This window comes from Tersicoccus solisilvae, assembly GCF_014643255.1.
GTDB lineage: Bacteria > Actinomycetota > Actinomycetes > Actinomycetales > Micrococcaceae > Tersicoccus > Tersicoccus solisilvae.
In genome coordinates, this window is record NZ_BMJI01000006.1 from 43,322 (window position 1) to 63,502 (window position 20,181).

Genomic DNA, 20,181 nt, shown 5'->3' on the forward strand with positions numbered 1-20,181 from the left:
ATGACCGCGCACTAGGGTGTGTCCATGAGCTTCGACGCGGGGTCCCAGCTGGACCCGTCACAGGTCAGCGACTCCCGTGGCGGGGGCGGCGGGATCGGCCGGGGCGGCCTGGTCGCCGGCGGCGGCATCGGCGGTCTGATCATCACCCTGATCGCCGTCATGCTGGGTCTGAACCCCGGCGACATCGAGGGCGCGAACAACGCACCCGTGCAGGAGCAGCCGAGCGCCGTCAGTTCGTCGCTCTCGTCCTGCCAGACCGGCCAGCAGGCGAATCAGCGCAGTGACTGCCGGGTGGTGGCGACCGTGAACAGCCTCAACCAGTTCTGGGCGGCCTACCTGCCCCGGTACGACGTCGACTACACGCGGCCCCGCGCCCAGCTGTTCACGAGCCGGGTCAGCACCGGCTGCGGCACGGCGTCGAGCTCCACCGGCCCGTTCTACTGCCCCAACGACAAGACGGCCTACTTCGACCTGAGCTTCTTCTCCCTGCTCCAGCAGCAGTTCGACACGGCCGGCGGACCGCTGGCCGAGGAGTACGTCGTCGCCCACGAGTTCGGGCACCACGTGCAGGATCTGCTCGGCACCCTCGGCTACGCGCAGCGGGACCCGCAGGGGCCGGAGTCGGGGGCCGTGCGGGTGGAGCTGCAGGCCGACTGCTACGCCGGGCTCTGGGCGCGGCACGCCTCCAGCGACCAGAACAGCGGACCCGTCTCGCTGGACCCGATCACCGACACCCAGCTCGCGGAGGCGCTGGACGCGGCCGGGAAGATCGGCGACGACCGGATCCAGGAGCGCGCCCAGGGTTACACGCAGCCCGAGTCCTACACGCACGGCACCGGGGAGCAACGGCAGCGCTGGTTCATGACCGGCTACCGGACGGGCGACATCACCCGCTGCGACACGCTGCGCGCTTCGCAGCTGTAACACGCACTCTCCCGGGAAAACACCGCCAGCTCGTCAATAGATGCTCACCGAGGGCCCGATTCGAGCCCCGATGGTGCATCTATTGACGAGCTGGCATCAGGGGGGTGCGGTGACTCAGATGTTGAAGCCGAGCGCCCGCATCTGGTCCCGGCCGTCCTCGGTGATCCGCTCCGGACCCCACGGCGGCATCCAGACCCAGTTCAGCCGCCACTCGTCCACGATCGTGTCCAGCGCCGAGCCGACCTGCTCCTCGAGCACGTCGGTCAGCGGGCACGCCGCGGTGGTCAGCGTCATGTCGATGAGCAGGGCGCCGTCGTCGGCGTACGTCAGGCCGTACAGCAGGCCCAGGTCGACGACGTTGACGCCGAGCTCCGGGTCGATGACGTCCTTGAGCGCCTCCTCGATGTCCTCGAGGCCGGTGCGGCCCGCGGGGGCGGTCGTGTCACTCATGGCACTCACTTCCCCGCCGGGGTGAGGAAGCGGTCGTAGCCCTCGTCCTCGAGGCGGTCGGCGAGCTCCGCGCCGCCCTCCTCGGCCACCCGGCCGTCCACGAACACGTGGACGAAGTCCGGCTTGATGTAGCGCAGGATGCGGGTGTAGTGGGTGATCAGCAGGGTGCCCATGCCGCCGGCGGCCTGCGCTCGGTTGACCCCCTCGGAGACGACCTTCAGCGCGTCGACGTCGAGGCCGGAGTCGGTCTCGTCGAGGACGGCGAACTTGGGCTTGAAGAGCTCGAGCTGGAGGATCTCGACGCGCTTCTTCTCGCCGCCGGAGAAGCCCTCGTTGACGTTGCGGTGCGCGAAGTCGGCGTCGATGCGCAGCTGGCCCATCGCCTCCCGGACCTCCTTGGTCCAGGTGCGCAGCGACGGGGCGTCCCCGTCGATGGCGGTCTTGGCGGTGCGCAGGAAGTTGGTCATGGTCACACCGGGCACCTCGACCGGGTACTGCATGGCCAGGAACAGGCCCGCGCGGGCCCGCTCGTCGACGCTCATGGCGAGGACGTCCTCGCCGTCGAGGGTGATGGACCCGCCGTCGACGTGGTACCGCGGGTGGCCCGCGATCGTGGAGGCGAGCGTGGACTTGCCGGAGCCGTTGGGGCCCATGATGGCGTGCGTCTCACCGGTCTTCACGGTGAGGTTCACGCCCTTGAGGATCTCCTTGGTGCCCTGCTCGGTCTCGATGCTGACCTGCAGGTCCCGGATGTCGAGAGTGGACATGGGTTCGCTTTCTCCTTGGTGCTCAGTGGTTCAGGGGCATGGGGTGGGCCGTAGCCCGAAGTCTCAGGTGAGCGGGGCGCCGTTGGTGATCGTGGCCGTGTCGACCCACACCGCGCCGTCCTCGACCGCGAGGGCGAAGACGGGCACGGGCTCGTACGCCGGCAGGCTCAGCGGCTCGCCGGTGCGCAGGTCGAACTGGCTGCCGTGGCCCCAGCACTCGATCGCGCACCCCTCCACGTCGCCCTCGGCGAGGGAGACCTGCCCGTGGGAGCAGGTGTCCGCGAGGGCATGCAGGTCGCCGTCGGAGTCGCGGGCGACCACGACGGGGTAGCCGCCGACGAGCACGCGCACCGCGGACCCGGACGCGATGTCCTCGGTCCGGGCGACGAGCTCACCGGCGGGCATCAGAGGTTCCCGGCATTCAGTTCGTCCTCGAGGGCGGCCATCAGGCGCTCCTCGATCGTCTCGACGCCGATCTGCTGGACGATCTCGTTGAGGAAGCCGCGCACGACGAGCCGGCGGGCCGTCGCCTCGTCGATGCCGCGAGCCATCAGGTAGAACAGCTGCTCGTCGTCGAAGCGACCGGTGGCGCTGGCGTGCCCGGCGCCCTCGATCAGACCCGTCTCGATCTCCAGGTTCGGCACGGAGTCGGCGCGGGCGCCGTCCGTGAGGACCAGGTTGCGGTTCATCTCGTAGGTGTCGGTGCCCTCGGCCTCGGGCCGGATCAGCACGTCGCCCACCCACACGGTGTGCGCGTCCTTGCCCTGCAGGGCGCCCTTGTAGGTGACCCGGGACTTGCAGTTCGGCTGCGCGTGGTCCACGAAGAGCCGCTGCTCCAGGTGCTGACCGGCGTCGGCGAAGTACAGGCCGTACATCTCGACGTCGCCCCCGGGACCGGCGTACCGGGCCGACGGGGTGAGCCGCACGAGGTCGCCGCCGAGAGTGACCGCGACGTGCTTGAGGTGCGCGTCCCGGCCCACGCGGGCCTGCTGGGAACTCACGTGCACGGCGTCGTCGGCCCAGCCCTGGAGGGAGACGACCGTCAGGTCCGCCCCGTCGCCGAGGCGGATCTCGATGTTCTGCGCCAGGGTCGCCGAACCGCCGTGGTCGAGGACGACGACGGCGCGGGAGTGACGCTCGGCGTCGATCACCAGGTGACCGGCCGCCGGCTCGAGGGAGGAGCCCTCGATCCGCACGTGCAGGTAGCCCTCGACCTCGGTCTCGACGGGCACCGTCAGGACGGTGGCCTCGGTGAAGGCACCCCAGGCGTTGGCGGAGACCCGGTCCTCGGGGATGCCGCCGATGCCGATGCGGGCGTCGTCCCGGCCCACGGTCTCGACGCGGACAGCGTCCGTACCCTCCACGGTCACGGTGGGCGCCGACCCGGTCAGCTCGGCCTTCTCCAGGCCGCGCAGCCGCGGGAGCGGCGTGAACCGCCAGTCCTCCTCGCGGCCGGTCAACGCGGGGAAGTCGTCCACCCGGTAGGAGGTCAGCCGGCCCGCACGGGAGGAGTCGGGGATGCCGTAGCCGCCGCCGTGCGAGTGCTTCTTCGCGCCGTGCTGCTCGGTTCCGTGGTCCTCCTCGGCGCGGTCCGCCTGCGCCAGCGGCGCGGAGTCCGTCCCGAACGACGGGTCGGTGCCCTGGTCGGCGCTGCCGTCGACGACGGCGGCGTCGTCACCCGTGACGGCCGTGCCCTCGCCGGCCTCGGCGAGGATCACGTCGTCGGCGAGCTTCTCGCCCTCCAGGCTCATGCCGGGGATCGCGACGCGCGCGTCCCCGACCTCGACGCCGTCGATCTGTTCGACGGTCTCGATGTCGACGCCGGTGTCTTCGGCGGTCATGTCGGTGGTGTTCGTCTCGGCCATGCTCAGCCCACGGATCCTTCCATCTGCAGTTCGATCAGCCGGTTCAGCTCGAGGGCGTACTCCATCGGCAGCTCTCGCGCGATCGGCTCGATGAAGCCGCGCACGATCATCGCCATCGCCTCGGTCTCGGGCAGGCCGCGGGACATCAGGTAGAACAGCTGCTCCTCGCTGACCTTGGACACCGTCGCCTCGTGGCCGAGGGTGACGTCGTCCTCCCGGATGTCGATGTACGGGTAGGTGTCGGAGCGGGAGATCGTGTCCACGAGCAGGGCGTCGCACACCACCGAGTTCTTGCTGTGCTTGGCGCCCTCGCGGACCTGGACCAGGCCGCGGTAGGCCGCCCGGCCGCCGCCGCGCGCGACCGACTTGGAGACGATGGAGCTCGACGTGTTCGGCGCGATGTGCACCATCTTCGAGCCGGTGTCCTGGTGCTGGCCCTCGCCGGCGAAGGCGATGGACAGGGTCTCGCCGCGGGCGTGCTCCCCGACCATGTAGACGGCCGGGTACTTCATCGTGACCTTGGAGCCGATGTTGCCGTCGATCCACTCCATGGTGGCGCCCTCGTGGGCGATGGCGCGCTTGGTCACCAGGTTGTACACGTTGGTCGACCAGTTCTGGATGGTCGTGTACCGGACCCGGGAGCCCTTCTTGCAGATGATCTCGACGACGGCCGAGTGCAGCGAGTCCGACTGGTAGATCGGGGCGGTGCAGCCCTCGATGTAGTGGACGTAGGAGTCCTCGTCGGCGATGATCAGTGTCCGCTCGAACTGGCCCATGTTCTCGGTGTTGATCCGGAAATAGGCCTGCAGCGGGATCTCCACGTGCACGCCCTTGGGCACGTACACGAAGGACCCACCGGACCACACCGCGGTGTTCAGCGACGCGAACTTGTTGTCGCCGGCGGGGATGACCGTGCCGAAGTACTCCTCGAAGAACTCGGGGTGCTCCTTCAGCGCGGTGTCGGTGTCCATGAAGATGACGCCCTGCGCCTCCAGGTCCTCGCGGATCTGGTGGTAGACCACCTCGGACTCGTACTGGGCGGCGACGCCGGCGACGAGCCGGTTCCGCTCGGCCTCGGGGATGCCGAGACGCTCGTACGTGTTGCGGATGTCCTCGGGCAGCTCCTCCCAGGAGCCGGCCTGCTTCTCCGTGGACCGGACGAAGTACTTGATGTTGTCGAAGTCGATGTCCGACAGGTCCGAACCCCACAGCGGCATCGGCTTGCGGTCGAAGTACTTCAGACCCTTCAGCCGCAGGTCCAGCATCCACTGGGGTTCGTTCTTCTTGCCCGAGATGTCGCGCACGACATCGGCGTCGACGCCACGGCGCGCCGAGGCGCCCGCGACGTCGGTGTCGGCCCAGCCGTACTCGTAGGCGCCCAGACCCTTCAGCTGCGGGTTCTTCTCGAGCACCTCGGTGATCGTCGTGTCGCGTTCGCCCGTGCGCTCACGGGCCATCTGCTCCGTCATCGAGACCTTCCTCCTCCTGCTTGCTTCTCAATCCTCGTCGCCGTCGGTGCCGGGACGGCTCCCGGCTCGGCGTGAGACTGCTCACCGCGGGTCGTCCGCGGTGTCGGGGCGGCGATCGGCATCACCGCCGGGTGATCCGGACCGCGGCCCGCCCGGTGGGAACGTGGGTGTTGCAGATGTGCCCGCCCGCGGCCAGCGTCGAGAGCCGCCGGACGTCCACGCCCAGCAGCTCCGCGAACATCTTGGTCTCACGCTCGCAGAAGCGCGGGTACTCGGCCGCGAGTTCCTGGACGGGGCAGTGCCCCTGGCACAGCTGCATCACGGTCATCGGACCGGCGTCGACGGTCGTCGATGAGCCGGCGAACCCCTCGTCGGCCAGCGCGGCGCCGAGGGCCCGCACCCGGTCGGCGATGTCGTCGCCCGCGGCCTCGACGGCGGGAGCCAGCCGGCGGCCCAGGTCGTCGACGCGGTCCGCGATGAACCGGTCCACCGCCTCCTCGCCGCCGATCCGGTCGAGTTCGCGCATGGCGATCCGGGCGATGCCGAGGTAGTCGTCCCCGAGGCTCGCCTGTCCGGCCCGGCTGAGCACGAACTGGCGCGCGGGCCGGCCGGCGCGGGAGCCGGGGCTGCGGACGAGTTTGACCTCGATCAGATCGTCGGCGAGCAGCCCGTCCAGGTGCCGCCGGACCGCGGTCGGGGTGTGTCCGAGCCGCTTGGCCAGGTCCGCGGCGCTGACCGGTCCGAGGTCGAGCACCATCTGCAGGACCCGGTCGCGGGTGCGGGACTCGATCTCCGGCAGCGCCGCCCCGGCCTGGCTGCGGCCGTCGGTCGCCGGCCGGGAACCGCCGCGACGGCCGCGCACGCCTGCGGCGAACCCCTGGGTGCCCGAGAAGCCCCGGCTGGCGTGACCGGTCGCCACGCCCGTCGCCCCGGCATCCGGGCGCGACGACACCGCCGGCCTCGGGGCCGGCCCGGGCGTCGTCACGGGTTCGGTCTGCACATGATGCACAACATGATCATTTCGTAATTTGTTCCGCCTGGCCAGTAAGGCATCCCTCAGCGCCCGCGCCGCGCTCGACGGCCACCACCGTGCGCGGCACGGTGCACCGCGGCCGGACGGGAGGCCCGTGCGACGCCGGTAGACTGGGCCGGTGCCCGACCGCAGTACCGCCGCCCTCGTCGTCGACCACCTGGTCAAGGACGTCGGCCCGGTGCCCGCGCTGGAGGGGCGGATGCTGCGAGTGATCCACGACGTCAGCCTGCGCGCCCGGTTCGGGGAGGTGACGGTGCTGCTCGGGACCAACGGCGCCGGCAAGACCACCACGCTGGCGTGCGCGCAGGGACTGGCCACCCGGCAGGGCGGCCGGGTCGACCTGCTCGGCGCCGACCCCCGCGACGCCGGACCCGACCTGCGGGCACGCGTCGGCGTCATGCTGCAGGACGGCGGCCTCCCGCCCTCCTGGCGGCCCATCCCCCTGCTGCGCCACCTGGCCCGCCTGTACCGTGATCCGCTGCCGGTCGACGACCTGGCGACGCGGCTCGGCATCGACGCGTTCGACCGGACCAGCATCCGCCGGCTCTCCGGCGGTCAGAAGCAACGGGTGGCCCTGGCCGCGGCCCTGGTCGGCCGGCCGGAGGTCGTGTTCCTCGACGAGCCCTCCGCCGGCCTCGATCCGCAGTCCCGCACCGTCGTCTTCGAGCTGATCGACCAGCTCCGCCGGGACGGCATCGCCATCGTGCTCACCACCCACCTGCTCGACGACGCCCAGCGGCTCGCGGACTACGTCTACATCATCGACGCGGGCCGGTCCGTCGCCGAGGGCACCGTGCCCCAGCTGCTGCAGGACCACTCGGCGCGGTCCGCCGGCACGGGCCGGATCCGGTTCGACGCGCCCAGCGGCCTGGCCGACACGTACACCGGACGCGCCGGTGTCACCCTCACCGAGATCTCCCCCGGCGGATACGTGCTCGACGGCCCGCTGCGGCCGGACGACCTCGCGACCCTCGGTGCCTGGTTCGCGGCCCGCGACGTCATGCCCGTCGGCCTGACCCTGTCGACGGCCACGCTCGAGGACGTCTTCCTCGACCTGGCCTCCGGCGCGACGGCGGGTGGAGAGCGATGAGCGCCCCCGCCGGTGTCGGCGCCCGGGTCGCCGCACAGGGCCGCTGGGAGACCGTGAGCATGCTCCGCAACGGGGAGCAGCTGCTGCTCGCCGTCGTGCTTCCCCTGCTCGCCCTCATCGGGCTGACCTTCGTCGACCTGCTCGACGGCTACGGTCCGCGCCGGATCGACCTGGCCGCGCCGGGCGTGCTGGCCCTGTGCGTGGTCTCCACCGCGTTCACCGGCCAGGGCATCGCCACCGGCTTCGACCGGCGGTACGGCGTGCTGAGGTACCTCTCGACGACGCCGCTGGGGCGCGGCGGCCTGATCGCGGGCAAGGCCATCGCCGTGCTCGCGGTCGTCGCCCTGCAAGCCGTGCTGATCGGCGCCGTCGCGCTGCTGCTGGGGTGGCACCCGACAGCGTCCGGCCTGCCGGTCGCCGTCCTGCTGCTCGTCGTCGGCGCCGCGTGTTTCACCTCGCTCGGGCTGCTCGTGGCCGGGACCGTCCGTCCCGAGGCGACCCTGGCGATCACCAACCTGCTGTGGGTGCTGCTCGCCGGCGCCGGCGGCCTGCTGCTGCCCACCGACCGGCTGCCCGGCTGGCTCGACGTCGTCGTCGACGTCCTGCCCTCCGCGGCGCTGGGCAACGCCCTGCGGACCGCGCTGACGACCGGCGCCGTCGACGTCGGACCCCTGCTCGTGCTGCTCGCCTGGACGGTGGTCGCCTCGATCGCCGCCGCCCGCTGGTTCCGATGGGACTGAGCACCGTCCCCGTCTCCGCTCCCGCTCCCGCTCCCGCTCCCGCTCCCGACCGAAGGTTCCCCCGATGACCACCCCGCAGACCGCCACGATCCCGGGCGACACCGATCCTCGTCCGGCGATGACGCCGCTGGTCCGCTTCCTCGCGGTCGCCTCGCTGGTCGCCGAGACCGGCATCGTCGTCACCGGCGGCGCCGTCCGGTTGACCGCGTCCGGGCTCGGTTGCCCGACGTGGCCGCGCTGCACCGCGGAGTCGTTCGTCAGCACCCCGGAGATGGGCGTGCACGGCGTCATCGAGTTCGGCAACCGGCTGCTGACGTTCGTGCTCGCGGCGGTCGCCGTCGCCACCCTGGTCGCGGTGTGGCGGCTGCGGCGACGCGAGCCGATGATCTTCCGCCTCGCGGTCGGCCTGCTCGCGGGCATCCCGGCGCAGGCCGTGATCGGCGGCATCAGCGTGTGGATGCAGCTGAACCCGTGGGTCGTCGGGCTGCACTTCCTCGTCTCGGCCCTGATGGTGGCCGCCGCCACCCTGCTGGTCAAGCGCACCGGTCGCGTCCGGGACGCGGAACGGGGGGTGACCCGGCCGCCCTCCGGGGCCGGTCGCACGTTGCGGCAGCTCGCCGGCGCGATCGCCGTCTTCACTGGCGTCGCCGTCTTCCTCGGCACCATCGTCACCGGCACGGGCCCGCACGCGGGCGACCACGGGGCGATCCGGCACCCGTTCGACGCGGACCTGGTCACGCGGCTGCACGCCTTCCCCGTGTACCTGCTGGTCGCCGCCCTGGTCATCGCGACCGTCCTGGCGTTCCGGCGGCCCGAGGTCGGCGCCCGGTTGCGGCGTGCCCTCGTGCTGGCCGACGCGGTGGCGGTGCTGCAGGCGGTGCTCGGCTTCACCCAGCACTTCACCGGTCTGCCCGTCGTCCTCGTCGCCCTGCACATGCTCGGCGCCTGCCTGGCGGTCGCGGCGGCGGCGAACGTCGTCGACGAAGTGGTCGCGCGGCCGATGGCGCCCCGCGGGTCGGCCCCAACGGGTCGCGAGTCCATGGGTTCCGCCCTCCGGTCACGCTGAGTCAGCGGGTTCCACCCACTGCGGCGCCTTCCTCCGCCGAGTCAGCGGGTTCCGCCCGAGTGCGCCGCTCCTCGGCCCGTGCGTCCGCGGTCAGTCGTCGGCGCTGATCAGTCGGCGCCGGGCGGCCAGCAGCTCGACATCGGGTCGGTACGCCACGAACTGCTCCACGCCGTCGAGCACGCTGACCACGTGCGCGCGGTCGGCCCCGACGAGGCCGACGCCGAGCCCGGCGCGGCGGTGCAGGTCCTGGTGAGCGACCTCGGCCACGGAGACGTCGTATCGCCGGCGGATCTCGGCGATCAGCGGCCGGACGACGGAGCGCTTGCCCTTCAACGAGTGCACGTCACCGAGCAGCAGGTCCAACTCGATCCATCCGATCCACATATCGACCGTGCCCGGCGCGGACGAACGCAACCGGGCCGGTCAGGCGGCCGCGTCGACGCAGCCGTGACAGCGACCGTCCGCGACCCCCTCGTCGCCGGCCAGCGCGGCCAGACAGTCGGCACAGGAATCGGTCAGACACGCCGCGCACAGACCGGCGAACCCCTCGCCGTCCGGGATGTCCGCATCACACCGGGTGCACGCCTCGTCGACGGTCGGGACGGGCGCCTCCATGGGCTCCAGCAGTGCTGCACTCATGCCATCGGTCTACGCCCAGCGGCGCCGCCGATCGTGGAGGCACGACGGCGTGTCCGACGATCCGTGACGGGTGTGACCGATGTGACGGGTGCAGTGAAGCGGCCGGTCGACCGCGCGAGCTCAACCGAGGACGGCGCCGCCGACGAACGGGTCGATCGCGACGGCGAGGAAGAGCAGCGTCAGGTAGCTGATGGAGCCGTGGAACACCTTCATCGTGCCCTTCGGGGTGGCCCGGCCGGCCATCGCGTCGGCGTGCAGCCGGTGGCCCTGAGCCAGGAACCAGGCCCCCGCGAGCACCGCGGTGACCAGGTACACCCAGCCGGCTCCCCCGACCGGGACGAGCAGCAGCGAGCAGGCCACCATGGCCCACGCGTACAGCACCACCTGCACGGAAACCGTCGCGGTGCCCGCGATCGCGCCGAGCATCGGCACGTTGGCCCGCCGGTAGTCCTCGCCGTACTTGACCGACAGGGGCCAGTAGTGCGGCGGCGTCCAGAGGAAGATGACGGCGAACAGGATCCATGCGGACCAGGACAGCGTGTTCGTCACCGCGGCCCAGGCGATCAGCACCGGCATGCACCCGGCCGCGCCGCCCCAGACGATGTTCTGCGGGGTGCGGCGCTTGAGGATCAACGAGTAGATGACCACGTAGAAAACGATGGCGACGACCCCGAGGAACGCGGTCAGCGCGTTGGCCCCCACCCCGAGCAGCACCACCGAGGCGACCGCGAGCACCCACGCGAAGACGAGCGCCTCCCGGTCCGTGACCTCCCCGGTCACCAGCGGCCGGTTCTCGGTGCGCTTCATGACGCGGTCGATGTCGCGGTCGATGTAGCAGTTGAAGGCACCGGCCGCGCCGGCGGCCAGGGCCCCGCCGATCATCGTCGTGACGATCAGGCCGAGCGGCGGCAGGCCGCCCTGGGCGAAGATCATGGTCGGGAGGGTGCACACGAGCAGCAGCTCGATCACCCGCGGCTTGGTGAGCGCGACATAGGCCCGCAGCTTGCGCGTCAGCGGGTGCCGGGCGGCGGCGGAGCGGGACGCCGGCGTCGCCGCGGTCCCCTCCGGCACGATCGCCGGTTCCGGCATCGACGACGGCGCGTCAGCGGTGTTCACGAAGTCCTCACCCAGTCCCAGTACGGTTCGGCGCCGCGGGCAGCACCCGCGCGGCGGTCGCAGGACGGGCGGCCCACCGGCACACCCGACCCCCTCCGAGTGTACCGGCGACACCGACGCCGACGTGTCAGCGGATGCGGTGCCGCCCCGCTGGTGGGAACGGGATCGGAGCAATCCGTGGCAATCGCTCGCTCCGATGACGCGGCGGCCTGACGATGGGGTTTCCTGCGAGCTAAGGTTGGAACGCAGGTCCACCGCGGCAACGAGGCCCGTTGAGGTGGCCGGATCGACCACGGACGGTGACGATCGAGTTCACCGATCCGGACGTGGCGGTCGCCGCGAGCAAGTCCATGCCAACGTTCCGATCGGTGCCGACCCCACGGCGCGGCGCCGACCGGCACCCCCCGAACAGAAGGGACGGTCTCCGTGCCGACGTCAAGCTCTCACCCCCTCCAGTGGAACGATCTCGACCGGCGGGCGGTGGACACGATCCGGGTGCTGGCCGCGGACGCGGTCCAGAAGGTCGGCAACGGACATCCCGGCACGGCGATGAGCCTGGCTCCCGCCGCCTACATGCTGTTCCAGAACCTGATGCGGCACGATCCCGCCGACCCGGAGTGGATCGGGCGGGACCGGTTCGTCCTCTCCGCCGGCCACACGTCGCTGACCCTCTACCTGGAGCTGTTCCTCAGCGGCTACGGCCTCGAGGTCGAGGACCTGCAGCAGCTGCGCACCTGGGGCTCGAAGACGCCGGGCCACCCCGAGTACCGGCACACCAAGGGCGTGGAGATCACCACCGGGCCCCTCGGTCAGGGCCTCGCCTCCGCCGTCGGCTTCGCCTACTCGCAGCGGCGTGTGCGCGGTCTGCTGGACGCCGAGGCCGCGCCGGGTGAGAGCCCCTTCGACCACACCATCTGGGTGATCGCCTCGGACGGCGACCTGCAGGAGGGCGTCACCAGCGAGGCCAGCTCGCTGGCCGGCACGCAGGAGCTCGGGAACCTCGTGGTGATCTACGACCAGAACCACATCTCCATCGAGGACGACACCAACGTCGCCTTCTCCGAGGACGTGCTCGGCCGGTACGAGGCGTACGGCTGGCACGTGCAGCGCGTCGACTGGACGAAGACCGGCGAGTACGTCGAGGACACCCAGGCGCTGTACGAGGCCCTCGCCGCGGCCAAGGCCGAGACCGGCAAACCGTCCATCATCGCGCTCCGGACCATCATCGGCTGGCCGGCCCCGACCCTGCAGAACACGGGCAAGGCGCACGGCGCGGCCCTGGGCGACGACGAGATCAAGGCCACCAAGGAGCTGCTCGGCTTCGACCCGGAGAAGACCTTCGAGGTCGACCCCGAGGTCCTCGCGCACGCACGCCAGGTCGCCGACCGCGGCGCCGAGGAACACGACGCGTGGACCACCGCCTACGACGCATGGCGCTCCGCCAACCCGGAGAAGGCCGACCTGTTCGACCGGATCTCGGCGCGGGAACTGCCCGAGGGCGTCGACGACGCCCTGCCGTCCTTCGACGCCGGCACGGCGCTGTCCACGCGCAAGGCCTCGGGCAAGGTGCTGACCGCGCTCGGCGAGGTGATGCCGGAGCTGTGGGGCGGCTCCGCCGACCTGGCCGAGTCCAACAACACCACCATCGAGGGTGCGCCCTCCTTCGTGCCGGAGAGCCGGCAGACGGCGATGTGGCAGGGCAACCCCTACGGCCGGGTGCTGCACTTCGGCATCCGCGAGCACGCCGCCGCGGCCATCGTCAACGGCATCTCCCTGCACTTCCCGACGCGGCCGTTCGCGGGCACGTTCCTCATCTTCAGCGACTACCAGCGCCCCGCGCTGCGTCTGGCCGCGCTGATGGGCGCCCCGTCGATCTTCGTGTGGACGCACGACTCGATCGGCCTGGGCGAGGACGGACCCACGCACCAGCCGGTCGAGCACCTGTCCGCCCTGCGCGCCATTCCCGGCCTGGACGTCGTCCGCCCGGCCGACGCGAACGAGGTGGCCCACGCCTGGCACGCCATCGTCGGCATCACCGACCACCCGGCCGGCATCGTGCTCTCCCGGCAGGACCTGCCGGTGTTCGAGCGCGGCGACGGCGCGGCCGACGGTGACACGTTCGGCTCCGCCGACGGCGTGGCCCGCGGCGCCTACGTGCTCGCCGAGGCGAGCAAGGACGGCGCCACGGTCGAGCCCGACGTGCTGCTGCTGGCCACCGGGTCCGAGGTACAGCTCGCCGTCGAGGCCCGCGAGAAGCTGCAGGCCGACGGCGTCGCCGCCCGCGTCGTGTCGATGCCGTGCTTCGAGTGGTTCGACGCGCAGGACGAGGCGTACCGCGAGTCGGTGCTGCCGTCCTCCGTGCGGGCCCGGGTCAGCGTCGAGGCCGGCGTGCAGCAGAGCTGGCGCGGACTGATCGGCGACCACGGCCGCGCGATCTCCCTCGAGCACTTCGGCGCCTCCGCGGACTACAAGACCTTGTTCTCCGAGTTCGGCATCACCGCGGACGCGGTCGTGGCCGCCGCCCACGACTCGTTGGACTCCGCCTCCTCCGACACCGACACCACGCTGAACACCGCCGCCGACACCGGCGACTCGGGGTCCCGCGCCCAGCCCGGTGACGTCGCCCAGGGCGACGCCCCGAACGAGGCCTGAGACCACCACCGACTCGCCCGGCCGAGCGGCCGGGCCCCACGCAAGGAGATGAATCGATGACCGCCAATACCCAGGCCCTGTCCGACGCCGGTGTGTCCATCTGGCTGGACGACCTGTCCCGTGAACGCCTCAACGACGGCTCGCTGCGCCAGCTGATCGAGGGCAAGAACGTCGTCGGGGTCACGACCAACCCGACGATCTTCGCCTCGGCCCTGGCCAAGGGTGAGGCCTACGACGAGCAGGTCGAGGAACTGGCCGCGGCCGGCGCCGACGTCGAGACCGCCGTCTTCGAGATCACCACGGCCGACGTCGCCGAGGCGTGCGACCTGTTCGCGCCCGTCGCCGCCGCGACCGGCGGGGTCGACGGACGCGTGTCGCTGGAGGTCGACCCCCGGATGGCCCGCGACGGGGACAAGACCGTCGCCGAGGCCGCCCGGCTGGCCGAGAAGGTCGGCAAGAGCAACGTGCACATCAAGATCCCCGCCACCTTCGAGGGCCTGGACGCGATCACGAAGACGCTGGCCGCCGGCATCAGCGTCAACGTGACCCTGATCTTCTCCCTCGAGCGGTACCGCGCCGTCATCAACGCGTTCATGACCGGCCTCGAGCAGGCGAAGGAGAACGGCAAGGACCTGTCCACCATCCACTCGGTGGCCTCGTTCTTCGTCTCCCGCGTCGACACCGAGATCGACAAGCGCCTCGACGCCGTCGGCACCGATGAGGCGACGGCGCTCAAGGGCAAGGCCGGCCTGGCCAACGCCCGCCTGGCGTTCCAGATCTTCGAGCAGCAGTTCGCCACCGAGCGGTGGGCCACCCTCGCCGACGCCGGCGCGAACCCGCAGCGCCCGCTGTGGGCCTCGACCGGCGTGAAGGACCCCGCCCTGCCGGACACGCTGTACGTCACCGAGCTCGTCACGAAGGGTGTCGTGAACACGATGCCGGAGAAGACGCTGGACGCCGCCGCCGACCACGCCGAGGTCACCGGGGACACCATCCGCGGCACCTACGACGACGCGAACGCGACCCTGGACGCCATCGACAAGCTCGGCATCTCCTACGACGACGTCGTCAAGGTGCTCGAGGACGAGGGCGTGAGCAAGTTCGAGGTCAGCTGGGGCGAACTGCTGGAGACCGTGCAGAACGCGCTCGACGGCGCGAAGGCCAAGGTCGGCTCCGGCGCGGAGGGAACCCGATGAGTTCCCTGGGCTTCCGGGCCTCCGGGGCCGCTGCGGACGCCGTCGCGGCGCATGTGCCGACGCTCGTCCAGGAGCGGATCGCCTCGAGGATCACCGCCAGGGACGCCACCCTGTGGGGTCCCGACGCGGAGCCCGAGGCGGGCAAGCGCCTCGGCTGGGTTTCTCTCGCCGAGACGTCCCGCCCCCTGGTGGCGGAGATCCTCGCGCTGCGCGACGAGCTCGCCGCGGACGGCGTCACGCACATCGTGCTCGCCGGGATGGGCGGCTCGTCGCTCGCCCCCGAGGTGATCACCCGCACCGCCGGCGTGGACCTGACCGTCCTCGACGCGACGGACCCGCAGCAGGTGGCCTCCGCGCTGGGTGACCGGATCGCCGAGACGGCCCTGGTCGTCTCCTCGAAGTCCGGGTCCACCGTGGAGACCGACTCCCAGCGCCGCGCCTTCATCCGGGCGTTCACCGACGCCGGACTGGACGCGGCCAGCCGGATCGTCGTCGTCACCGATCCGGGCTCGCCCATGGACGAGGCCTCCCGCGCCGCCGGTTACCGGCACGTGTTCAACGCCGATCCGACGGTCGGGGGCCGCTACTCGGCGCTGACCGCGTTCGGCCTGGTGCCCTCCGGGCTGGCCGGCGCGGACATCGAGCGGCTGCTCGACGACGCCGAGGAGGCCGGCGAGCACCTGCGCGAGGACGCCGAGGACAACATCGGGCTCCGGCTCGGCGCGGCCCTCGGCGGCACGCGTCCGCTGCGGGACAAGATCGTCATCGTCGACGAGGGCTCCGGGATCACCGGCTTCGCCGACTGGGCCGAGCAGTTGATCGCCGAATCGACCGGCAAGCTCGGCCGCGGTGTGCTGCCCGTGGTCGCCGGGCCGGACTCTCCCGAGGTCACCTCCGGCGCGGCCGACGTGCTCGTGGTCCGGCTCGTGGGGGACGACGACACCGGCTCGGACGCGCAGGGCAGCCCGGACGGGCAGGACGGGCGCGACCAGGTGGCCGTCTCCGGCTCGCTCGGCGGGCTCATGCTCGCGTTCGAGTACGCGACCGCCGTCGCCGGCCGGCTGCTCGGCATCAACCCGTTCGACCAGCCCGACGTCGAGTCCGCGAAGGAGGCCGCCCGCGGCATGCTGGACGCCCGGCCCGACGCCGGCGACCCGGCCTTCACCGACGGGGCGATCGAGGTGCGCGGCGACGCCGGTCTGCTCGGCGACGCCGGGACGGTGCGGCAGGCCGTCGCCGCCCTGCTGCGGGAGCTGCCCGCGAACGGGTACCTCGCCGTGATGGCCTATCTGGACCGCCTCGCGTACGCCGACCTCGCCGGCATCCGCGACACCCTGGCCGGGGCGACCGGTCGGCCCGTCACCTTCGGGTGGGGCCCGCGGTTCCTGCACTCCACGGGCCAGTACCACAAGGGTGGTCCCGCCCAGGGCGTGTACCTGCAGGTCACCGCGACCACCGAGCCGGGCGACGACGTGGCGATCCCGGACCGCCCGTACACCTTCGGCCAGTTGATCACCGCGCAGGCGGCCGGGGACGCCCAGGTGCTCGGGGAGCACGGACGGCCGGTGCTGCGGCTGAACCTGACCGACCGCGCCGCCGGCGTCGCGCAGCTGCGCGAGGTCGTCGACGGACTGCGGCAGGGCACGTCGACCGAACCGACGGAAGGACACGGCACACGATGAGCATCAGGACGGACGCGCCCGAGGACGTCGGCACCGGCCGGCGTTCCGGCGGCCGGGAGAACCGCAATCCGTTGCGGGACAGCCGGGACCGGCGGATCAGCCGGATCGCGGGTCCGTCCGCGCTCGTGCTGTTCGGGGTGACGGGTGACCTGGCGCAGAAGAAGCTGCTGCCGGCGATCTACGACCTCACCAACCGCGGCCTGCTGCCGCCGAGCTTCGCGCTCGTCGGGTTCGGTCGCCGGGACTGGGACGACGAGACGTTCGCGGGCCTGGTCCGGGAGTCCGTCCAGAAGAACGCCCGCACCCGGTTCGACGAGAACGTCTGGAATCAGCTGGCCGCCGGCATCCGGTTCGTGCAGGGCGCGTTCGACGATCCCGCCGGGTTCGACCGGCTCAAGGACACCCTGGAGGACCTGGAGCGGACCCGCGGCACCCGCGGCAACACCGCGTTCTACCTGTCGATCCCGCCGGGCTCCTTCGAGCAGGTGTGCCAGCAGCTCTCGGAACGCGGCCTCGCGGGCAAGGACGACATCGCGGGCGGTGACGGCGCGGGCGATGCGACCGGCTGGCGCCGCGTCGTGATCGAGAAGCCGTTCGGTCACGACCTGGCCTCCGCCCGGGAGCTGAACGAGACCCTCGAGCGGGTCTTCCCGGCCGACGCGGTGTTCCGGATCGACCACTACCTGGGCAAGGAGACGGTGCAGAACATCCTGGCGCTGCGCTTCGCCAACCAGCTGTTCGAACCGCTCTGGAACGCCCGGTACGTCGACCACGTGCAGATCACCATGGCCGAGGACATCGGCATCGGCGGCCGCGCCGGCTACTACGACGGCGTGGGTGCGGCCCGGGACGTGATCCAGAACCACCTGCTGCAGCTGCTCGCGCTGACGGCCATGGAGGAGCCCATCTCGTTCGACGCGGACCACCTCCGCGCGGAGAAGGAGAAGATCCTCGCCGCGGTGCGGCTGCCCGCGGACCTGGGCGCGCACTCCGCGCTCGGCCAGTACACCGGCGGCTGGCAGGGCGGCGAGCAGGTGCGCGGCTTCCTCGAGGAGGACGGCATCGACCCGGAGACCGTCACGGAGTCGTTCGCCGCCCTCCGCGTGGACATCCACACCCGCCGCTGGGAGGGTGTGCCGTTCTACCTGCGCACCGGCAAGCGGCTGGGCCGCCGGGTGACCGAGGTCGCCGTCGTCTTCAAGCGGACCCCGAACGTCCTGTTCGCGGACAGTGCGGACGAGATCGGGCAGAACTCCGTCGTGATCCGCATCCAGCCGGACGAGGGCGTCACCATCCGCTTCGGGTCGAAGGTCCCCGGCACCCAGATGGAGGTCCGCGACGTGACCATGGACTTCGGGTACGGGCACGCCTTCACCGAGTCCAGCCCCGAGGCCTACGAACGGCTCATCCTCGACGTGCTGCTCGGGGAGCCGCCGCTCTTCCCCCGGCACGAGGAGGTCGAACTGTCCTGGAAGGTGCTCGACCCGTTCGAGCAGTACTGGGCCGAGCACCACGTCCGGCCCGAACCCTACGAACCCGGTGGCTGGGGTCCCGCCAGCGCCGACGACCTGCTCGCCCGCGACGGGCGCACCTGGAGGCGGCCATGATCGTCGACCTGCCCGAGACGACCACCACGGCCGTCAACAAGAAGCTGATGGACCTGCGGGACGAGGGCGGCGTCGTCGCCCTCGGCCGGGTGCTCACGCTCGTCGTCCTCGCCAGCGAGGGCACCGAGGAGGAGGCCATCACGGCGGCCAACGCCGCCAGCCGGGAGCACCCGTGCCGGATCATCGTGCACGTGCCCGTCGAGAACGGCGGTGCCGACGAGGACGCCAACCGCATGGACGCCCAGATCCGGGTCGGCGGGGACGCCGGTGCGGCCGAGGTGGTCGTGCTGCGGTGCTCCGGCGTCCTGGCCGACCCCGACGAGCCGCTGCTGGCCGCGCTGCTGCTGCCGGACGCCCCGATCGTCGCCTGGTGGCCACGCCGCCCGCCGGTCAACGCGGCCGCCAGCTCCATCGGGGCGATCGCCCACCGCCGGATCACGGACTCCGGCAACGCCGCCGACCCGCGGGATGCCCTCGGCCGGATCGGCCAGACGTACACCGCGGGCGACACGGACCTGGCGTGGACCCGGCTGACCACCTGGCGGCTGCAGCTGGCCGCCGCGGTCGACGAGTTCATCGCCGACGGCGGGGACGCCGGCACGGTGACGGGCATCCGCGTCGAGGGGGCCGTCGACTCCCCCAGCACCATGCTGCTGGCCGCGTGGCTTTCGCTGCGCTTCGGCGTCGAGGCGATGGTGGGCGACCAGCCCCCGGGACTCGGCATCGGGCTGGTGGAGATCAGCACCGCCGGCGGGTCGGTCGTGCTGTCCCGCCCCGACACGGCGATCGCCACGCTGTCCATGCCGGGCCAGGCGGACCAGCAGATCGCGCTGCCGAAGCGTAGCCTGCAGGAGTGTCTCGCGGAGGAGCTGCGCCGTCTCGACCCGGACGAGGTGTTCGGCGAGGTGGTGACGGAGGGTCTGCCCCTCTGTCACTGGGAGTAGTCTCCACCGGCAGTGACACCGGTATCGAGCAGCCCGCTCGTCCCGTCATCGCGACCCGAGGGAGCACTGACCGCATGACCGAGGCCGACGTCGCCATCCTGGACGCCCCCGAACCCCTGAGTCATCATGTCGCCGAGCGCCTGGTGGCGGAGATCGTCGCCGCCCAGGCCGCCCGCGGCAGCGCCACGGTGGTGCTGACCGGTGGTGGCATGGGGGTCCGCACCCTGGCCGCGGTGGCGGACCTGGACACCTCCGCCGTCGACTGGTCCCGGGTGGACGTGTGGTGGGGCGACGAACGATTCGTGCCCGCCGACGACGACGAGCGCAACGACGGGCAGGCCCGGGCGGCCCTGCTGGACCAGCTCGACCTGGACCCGGCCCGCGTGCACCCGGTGCCGGCCGCCGACGCGGTCGGCAGCGCGGAGGAGGCCGCCGAACGCTACGCCGCGGAGCTGGCAGCGGTCAGTGCAGCCGCCGGGAACCGGCCGGCGGACGGCACCGCCGTGCCCGCGTTCGACGTGCTGATGCTCGGGGTGGGCCCCGACGCCCACGTCGCCTCGCTGTTCCCCGAGCTCGACGCCGTGGCGGAGCAGCGGGCCACCGTGGTCGCGGTGCACGATGCCCCGAAGCCGCCGCCCCATCGGGTGACCCTGACCCTGCCGGCCATCAACGCCGCCCGGCAGGTGTGGCTCGTGGTCGCCGGCGCGGACAAGGCCGGGGCGGTCGCCCTGGCCGCCCATGGCGCCGCCGCCCAGCAGGTGCCCGCCGCCGGGGTGCGCGGGACCGAGCGCACGGTCTGGTTCCTCGACACCGCGGCCGCGGCCCGGCTGCCCGAGACGGGCGACGCCGAGTCGGCCTGAAGCCGCCGCGGGACCTCCCCGACGACGAGAGGGCGCCATCCGTGCGGATGGCGCCCTCGGGCGTTGTCGGGGACGGCGCGG

19 protein-coding genes are annotated in these 20,181 nt (G+C 72.0%); 10 read left to right on the forward strand and 9 right to left on the reverse strand.

What is annotated here, in order from left to right; translation table 11 throughout:
• The first annotated feature begins 24 nt into the window (after positions 1–24).
• Entirely contained in the window at positions 25–924 is a 900-nt protein-coding gene (ypfJ, locus tag IEX22_RS07095) for a KPN_02809 family neutral zinc metallopeptidase (RefSeq protein WP_188667641.1), read from the forward strand.
• Between the two features lie 114 nt (positions 925–1,038).
• Here ypfJ and IEX22_RS07100 read toward each other — a convergent pair whose 3' ends face one another.
• The 6 genes from IEX22_RS07100 to IEX22_RS07125 form a co-directional block, all read right to left on the reverse strand.
• Positions 1,039–1,374: a metal-sulfur cluster assembly factor gene (locus IEX22_RS07100; protein ID WP_188667642.1), complete on the reverse strand. Its 336-nt coding sequence runs from the start codon at positions 1,372–1,374 to the stop codon at positions 1,039–1,041.
• A gap of 5 nt (positions 1,375–1,379) precedes the next feature.
• A complete protein-coding gene (gene sufC / locus IEX22_RS07105; RefSeq protein ID WP_188667643.1) occupies positions 1,380–2,141 on the reverse strand; it encodes a Fe-S cluster assembly ATPase SufC in 762 nt (253 codons plus the stop codon).
• Between the two features lie 63 nt (positions 2,142–2,204).
• Positions 2,205–2,546 carry a non-heme iron oxygenase ferredoxin subunit gene (locus IEX22_RS07110; protein WP_188667644.1) on the reverse strand — a complete coding sequence of 114 codons (342 nt, stop codon included), beginning with the start codon at positions 2,544–2,546 and terminating at the stop codon, positions 2,205–2,207.
• On the reverse strand, positions 2,546–4,006 hold the full coding sequence (gene sufD / locus IEX22_RS07115) for a Fe-S cluster assembly protein SufD (protein ID WP_229659839.1): 1,461 nt from the start codon (positions 4,004–4,006) through the stop codon (positions 2,546–2,548). Before sufD ends, IEX22_RS07110 begins: the two co-directional genes overlap by 1 nt.
• Positions 4,007–4,008: 2 nt before the next feature.
• Positions 4,009–5,475 carry a Fe-S cluster assembly protein SufB gene (sufB, locus tag IEX22_RS07120; protein ID WP_306464429.1) on the reverse strand — a complete coding sequence of 489 codons (1,467 nt, stop codon included), beginning with the start codon at positions 5,473–5,475 and terminating at the stop codon, positions 4,009–4,011.
• A 121-nt stretch (positions 5,476–5,596) separates the two neighbouring features.
• Positions 5,597–6,394 carry a helix-turn-helix transcriptional regulator gene (locus IEX22_RS07125; protein ID WP_188667645.1) on the reverse strand — a complete coding sequence of 266 codons (798 nt, stop codon included), beginning with the start codon at positions 6,392–6,394 and terminating at the stop codon, positions 5,597–5,599.
• 232 nt (positions 6,395–6,626) lie between these two features.
• Between IEX22_RS07125 and IEX22_RS07130 the strand changes: the two genes are divergently transcribed.
• The 3 genes from IEX22_RS07130 to IEX22_RS07140 all read left to right on the forward strand — a co-directional run bounded on the left by IEX22_RS07130 (position 6,627) and on the right by IEX22_RS07140 (position 9,404).
• On the forward strand, positions 6,627–7,598 hold the full coding sequence (locus IEX22_RS07130) for an ABC transporter ATP-binding protein (protein ID WP_438816609.1): 972 nt from the start codon (positions 6,627–6,629) through the stop codon (positions 7,596–7,598).
• Positions 7,595–8,338 carry an ABC transporter permease gene (locus IEX22_RS07135; protein ID WP_188667646.1) on the forward strand — a complete coding sequence of 248 codons (744 nt, stop codon included), beginning with the start codon at positions 7,595–7,597 and terminating at the stop codon, positions 8,336–8,338. The genes IEX22_RS07130 and IEX22_RS07135 overlap by 4 nt, the downstream gene beginning before the upstream one ends.
• Before the next feature lie 64 nt (positions 8,339–8,402).
• On the forward strand, positions 8,403–9,404 hold the full coding sequence (locus IEX22_RS07140) for a COX15/CtaA family protein (RefSeq protein WP_188667647.1): 1,002 nt from the start codon (positions 8,403–8,405) through the stop codon (positions 9,402–9,404).
• Between the two features lie 90 nt (positions 9,405–9,494).
• Here the strand turns inward: IEX22_RS07140 and IEX22_RS07145 are convergent, their stop codons facing one another.
• The 3 genes from IEX22_RS07145 to IEX22_RS07155 form a co-directional block, all read right to left on the reverse strand.
• Positions 9,495–9,788 carry a DUF503 domain-containing protein gene (locus IEX22_RS07145; protein ID WP_188667648.1) on the reverse strand — a complete coding sequence of 98 codons (294 nt, stop codon included), beginning with the start codon at positions 9,786–9,788 and terminating at the stop codon, positions 9,495–9,497.
• A 39-nt stretch (positions 9,789–9,827) separates the two neighbouring features.
• Entirely contained in the window at positions 9,828–10,043 is a 216-nt protein-coding gene (locus tag IEX22_RS07150) for a hypothetical protein (protein WP_188667649.1), read from the reverse strand.
• 120 nt (positions 10,044–10,163) lie between these two features.
• A complete protein-coding gene (locus IEX22_RS07155) occupies positions 10,164–11,132 on the reverse strand; it encodes a heme o synthase (RefSeq protein WP_188667739.1) in 969 nt (322 codons plus the stop codon).
• A gap of 453 nt (positions 11,133–11,585) precedes the next feature.
• Between IEX22_RS07155 and tkt the strand changes: the two genes are divergently transcribed.
• The 6 genes from tkt (at position 11,586) to pgl (ending at position 20,100) form a co-directional block, all read left to right on the forward strand.
• On the forward strand, positions 11,586–13,811 hold the full coding sequence (gene tkt, locus IEX22_RS07160; protein WP_188667650.1) for a transketolase: 2,226 nt from the start codon (positions 11,586–11,588) through the stop codon (positions 13,809–13,811).
• A 56-nt stretch (positions 13,812–13,867) separates the two neighbouring features.
• Positions 13,868–15,007 carry a transaldolase gene (gene tal / locus IEX22_RS07165; RefSeq protein ID WP_188667651.1) on the forward strand — a complete coding sequence of 380 codons (1,140 nt, stop codon included), beginning with the start codon at positions 13,868–13,870 and terminating at the stop codon, positions 15,005–15,007.
• On the forward strand, positions 15,004–16,689 hold the full coding sequence (locus tag IEX22_RS07170; RefSeq protein WP_188667652.1) for a phosphoglucose isomerase-related protein: 1,686 nt from the start codon (positions 15,004–15,006) through the stop codon (positions 16,687–16,689). The genes tal and IEX22_RS07170 overlap by 4 nt, the downstream gene beginning before the upstream one ends.
• Positions 16,686–18,296 carry a glucose-6-phosphate dehydrogenase gene (zwf, locus tag IEX22_RS07175; RefSeq protein ID WP_188667653.1) on the forward strand — a complete coding sequence of 537 codons (1,611 nt, stop codon included), beginning with the start codon at positions 16,686–16,688 and terminating at the stop codon, positions 18,294–18,296. Before IEX22_RS07170 ends, zwf begins: the two co-directional genes overlap by 4 nt.
• Entirely contained in the window at positions 18,293–19,240 is a 948-nt protein-coding gene (locus IEX22_RS07180; RefSeq protein ID WP_188667654.1) for a glucose-6-phosphate dehydrogenase assembly protein OpcA, read from the forward strand. Before zwf ends, IEX22_RS07180 begins: the two co-directional genes overlap by 4 nt.
• A 74-nt stretch (positions 19,241–19,314) precedes the next feature.
• Positions 19,315–20,100: a 6-phosphogluconolactonase gene (pgl, locus tag IEX22_RS07185; RefSeq protein ID WP_188667655.1), complete on the forward strand. Its 786-nt coding sequence runs from the start codon at positions 19,315–19,317 to the stop codon at positions 20,098–20,100.
• Positions 20,101–20,181 lie beyond the last annotated feature (81 nt).